We start from the raw sequence: 4,615 nt of genomic DNA on the forward strand, positions 1-4,615 counted from the left end.
CCCGTCGGTCTCGCAGTCAAGCTCCCTTGTGCACTTGCACTCGACACCTGATTGCCAACCAGGCTGAGGGAACCTTTGGGCGCCTCCGTTACATTTTGGGAGGCAACCGCCCCAGTTAAACTACCCACCTGACACTGTCCCTGATCCGGATCACGGACCGAGGTTAGACATCCAATTCGACCAGAGTGGTATTTCAACGATGACTCCACAAACACTGGCGTGCCCGCTTCACAGTCTCCCACCTATCCTACACAAGCCGAACCGAACACCAATATCAAGCTATAGTGAAGGTCCCGGGGTCTTTCCGTCCTGCCGCGCGTAACGAGCATCTTTACTCGTAGTGCAATTTCGCCGAGCCTGTGGTTGAGACAGCTGAGAAGTCGTTACGCCATTCGTGCAGGTCGGAACTTACCCGACAAGGAATTTCGCTACCTTAGGATGGTTATAGTTACCACCGCCGTTTACTGGCGCTTGAGTTCTGAGCTTCGCCCCGAAGGACTAACCCGTCCCCTTAACGTTCCAGCACCGGGCAGGCGTCAGTCCGTATACATCGTCTTTCGACTTCGCACGGACCTGTGTTTTTAGTAAACAGTCGCTTCTCACTGGTCTCTGCGGCCACCCCCCGCTGCCCACCGTAAAGGTGTTGACAGGAAGTGGCCCCCCTTCTCCCGAAGTTACGGGGGCATTTTGCCGAGTTCCTTAACCACAGTTCGCTCGATCGCCTTGGTATTCTCTACCTGACCACCTGAGTTGGTTTGGGGTACGGGCCGCTAAGAACTCGCTAGAGGCTTTTCTCGGCAGCATAGGATCATCCAATTCGCCTCAATCGGCTATGCGTCAGGTCTCACCCTCATGCGGTGCGGATTTGCCTACACCACGGGCCACACCCTTGCACCGGTACTACCACTCACCGGTAGGACTACCTTCCTGCGTCACCCCATCGCTTACCTACTACCAGTCCGGGTCCCGCGTTCCACCCCCGCAGTCCCGAAGGACAGTTGGAAGCTTCAGGCGGTCAGCATCGCTGGGTTCAGCATGGGCGTTCTTTCGCGGGTACGGGAATATCAACCCGTTGTCCATCGACTACGCCTGTCGGCCTCGCCTTAGGTCCCGACTCACCCTGGGCGGATTAGCCTGGCCCAGGAACCCTTGGTCATCCGGCGGGGGAGTTTCTCACTCCCCTTTCGCTACTCATGCCTGCATTCTCACTCGTGTGGCGTCCACGGCTGGATCACTCCGCCGCTTCAACCCCCACACGACGCTCCCCTACCCATCCACACACCTGGCCGGCACCCCGAAAGGTGACGACAGGGAACATGTGAATGCCATAGCTTCGGCGGTGTGCTTGAGCCCCGCTACATTGTCGGCGCGGAATCACTTGACCAGTGAGCTATTACGCACTCTTTCAAGGGTGGCTGCTTCTAAGCCAACCTCCTGGTTGTCTCTGCGACTCCACATCCTTTTCCACTTAGCACACGCTTAGGGGCCTTAGCTGATGATCTGGGCTGTTTCCCTCTCGACTACGAACCTTATCGCCCGCAGTCTCACTGCCACGCTCTCACTTACCGGCATTCGGAGTTTGGTTGATTTCAGTAACCTTGTGGGGCCCCTAGACCATCCAGTGCTCTACCTCCGGCAAGAAACACGTGACGCTGCACCTAAATGCATTTCGGGGAGAACCAGCTATCACCGAGTTTGATTGGCCTTTCACCCCTACCCACAGCTCATCCCCCAGGTTTTCAACCCTGGTGGGTTCGGTCCTCCACGCGGTCTTACCCGCGCTTCAACCTGGCCATGGGTAGATCACTCGGCTTCGGGTCTAGAGCACGCGACTCAGATCGCCCTGTTCGGACTCGCTTTCGCTACGGCTACCCCACACGGGTTAACCTCGCCACGTACCGCTAACTCGCAGGCTCATTCTTCAAAAGGCACGCAATCACCCCCACACCCGAAGGTGCATAAGGCTCTCACGGCTTGTAGGCACACGGTTTCAGGTACTATTTCACTCCCCTCCCGGGGTACTTTTCACCTTTCCCTCACGGTACTTGTCCGCTATCGGTCACCAGGGAGTATTTAGGCTTAGCGGGTGGTCCCGCCAGATTCACACCGAATTTCACGGGCTCGGTGCTACTTGGGATACAATCCGGGAGGCCTTGAGTTTTCGTGTACGGGGCTCTCACCCTCTATGGCGACCCCTTCCAGAGGCCTTCCACTAACATCAAGACTTTCTGACTCCCTGCACCCTCGGCAGAAGGCACTGAATCGTCCCACGACCCCGACCACACAACGCCTGCCGGCTTGACATGCGATCGGTTTAGCCTCATCCGCTTTCGCTCGCCACTACTCACGGAATCACGGTTGTTTTCTCTTCCTGTGGGTACTGAGATGTTTCACTTCCCCACGTTCCCTCCACACGCCCTATGTGTTCAGGCGCGGGTCACACCACATGACTGGTGCGGGGTTCCCCCATTCGGAAATCCTCGGATCAACGCTCGGTTGACAGCTCCCCGAGGCTTATCGCAGCCTCCTACGTCCTTCATCGGCTCCTGGTGCCAAGGCATCCACCGTGTGCCCTTAAAAACTTGACCAACACACAAAGAACCCACACCCGACCAACCCGACCCCGAAGGACCGGACAAGACGAGCGCGGGTATCCGCACAACTATTACTTACAAGATGCTCGCGTCCACTGTGCAGTTCTCAAAGTACGGAAGATGACCGCCCACCCGACACCGCCAGCCCCGGCAACCCCGGGCGGTACGATACCTAGACGACCCCTCACCAGAGCGAACAGTTGCCCGTTCCCTCAGGACCCAACAGCGTGCCTACAACCAGCCCCCCAGCACCACCACGTTCCAGACCCTCCCCCACGCGAACGCAGGATCAAACAGGCCGTACCAGCAGCGACACCAAGTCACCGGCCGAACTGGTCAGCGTTCCACCCTCGAGCTCCGTCACGAACACCGGCACCCACCCGAAACTGGGCGAGCATCCCGGTCCGCGCACGGCTCTGGACCACACACATTCCCCACCGAGGTGGGTGTGCGGCCAGTGCTCCTTAGAAAGGAGGTGATCCAGCCGCACCTTCCGGTACGGCTACCTTGTTACGACTTCGTCCCAATCGCCGATCCCGCCTTCGACGGCTCCCTCCACAAGGGTTGGGCCACCGGCTTCGGGCGTTACCGACTTTCGTGACGTGACGGGCGGTGTGTACAAGGCCCGGGAACGTATTCACCGCAGCGTTGCTGATCTGCGATTACTAGCGACTCCAACTTCATGGGGTCGAGTTGCAGACCCCAATCCGAACTGAGACCGGCTTTTTGGGATTCGCTCCACCTCGCGGTATCGCAGCCCTTTGTACCGGCCATTGTAGCATGTTTGCAGCCCTAGACATAAGGGGCATGATGATTTGACGTCATCCCCACCTTCCTCCGAGTTGACCCCGGCAGTCTCCTATGAGTCCCCACCATGACGTGCTGGCAACATAGAACGAGGGTTGCGCTCGTTGCGGGACTTAACCCAACATCTCACGACACGAGCTGACGACAACCATGCACCACCTGTGCACGACCCTTTAAAGGACCCCACATCTCTGTGAGATTTCCGTGCATGTCAAGCCTAGGTAAGGTTCTTCGCGTTGCATCGAATTAAGCAACATGCTCCGCCGCTTGTGCGGGCCCCCGTCAATTCCTTTGAGTTTTAGCCTTGCGGCCGTACTCCCCAGGCGGGGCGCTTAATGCGTTAGCTGCGACACGGAGACCGTGGAATGGCCCCCACATCTAGCGCCCAACGTTTACGGCGTGGACTACCAGGGTATCTAATCCTGTTCGCTCCCCACGCTTTCGCTCCTCAGCGTCAGTTGTTGCCCAGAGACCCGCCTTCGCCACCGGTGTTCCTCCTGATATCTGCGCATTTCACCGCTACACCAGGAATTCCAGTCTCCCCTGCAACACTCTAGTTTGCCCGTATCGACTGCAGGCCCGAGGTTGAGCCTCGGGTTTTCACAGCCGACGTGACAGACCGCCTACGAGCTCTTTACGCCCAATAATTCCGGACAACGCTTGCACCCTACGTATTACCGCGGCTGCTGGCACGTAGTTGGCCGGTGCTTCTTCTGCAGGTACCGTCACTTTCGCTTCGTCCCTGCTGAAAGAGGTTTACAACCCGAAGGCCGTCATCCCCCACGCGGCGTCGCTGCGTCAGGCTTTCGCCCATTGCGCAATATTCCCCACTGCTGCCTCCCGTAGGAGTCTGGGCCGTGTCTCAGTCCCAGTGTGGCCGGTCACCCTCTCAGGCCGGCTACCCGTCGTCGCCTTGGTGGGCCGTGACCCCACCAACAAGCTGATAGGCCGCGGGCCCATCCCCAGCCGATGAATCTTTCCACCACCAGACCATGCGGTCAGCGGTCACATCCGGTATTAGCACCAATTTCTTGGAGTTATCCCAGAGCTGAGGGCAGGTTGCCCACGTATTACTCACCCGTTCGCCGCTAGGGCACCACCCCGAAGAGTGGGCCTCGCTCGACTTGCATGTGTTAAGCACGCCGCCAGCGTTCGTCCTGAGCCAGGATCAAACTCTCCGTAGATGATTTGATCGCAGCTGAGACCGAGAGTTG

2 rRNA genes are annotated in these 4,615 nt (G+C 58.3%); both read right to left on the bottom strand.

The annotated features are described in order from the left end of the window. Positions 1-2,588 (bottom strand): 23S ribosomal RNA (locus BLW04_RS24765); the annotation flags it as partial. A gap of 474 nt (positions 2,589-3,062) precedes the next feature. Next, positions 3,063-4,585 (bottom strand): 16S ribosomal RNA (locus BLW04_RS24770). Positions 4,586-4,615 lie beyond the last annotated feature (30 nt).

The organism is Modestobacter sp. DSM 44400, from assembly GCF_900107175.1.
In the GTDB taxonomy this organism is placed as follows: Bacteria; Actinomycetota; Actinomycetes; order Mycobacteriales; family Geodermatophilaceae; genus Modestobacter.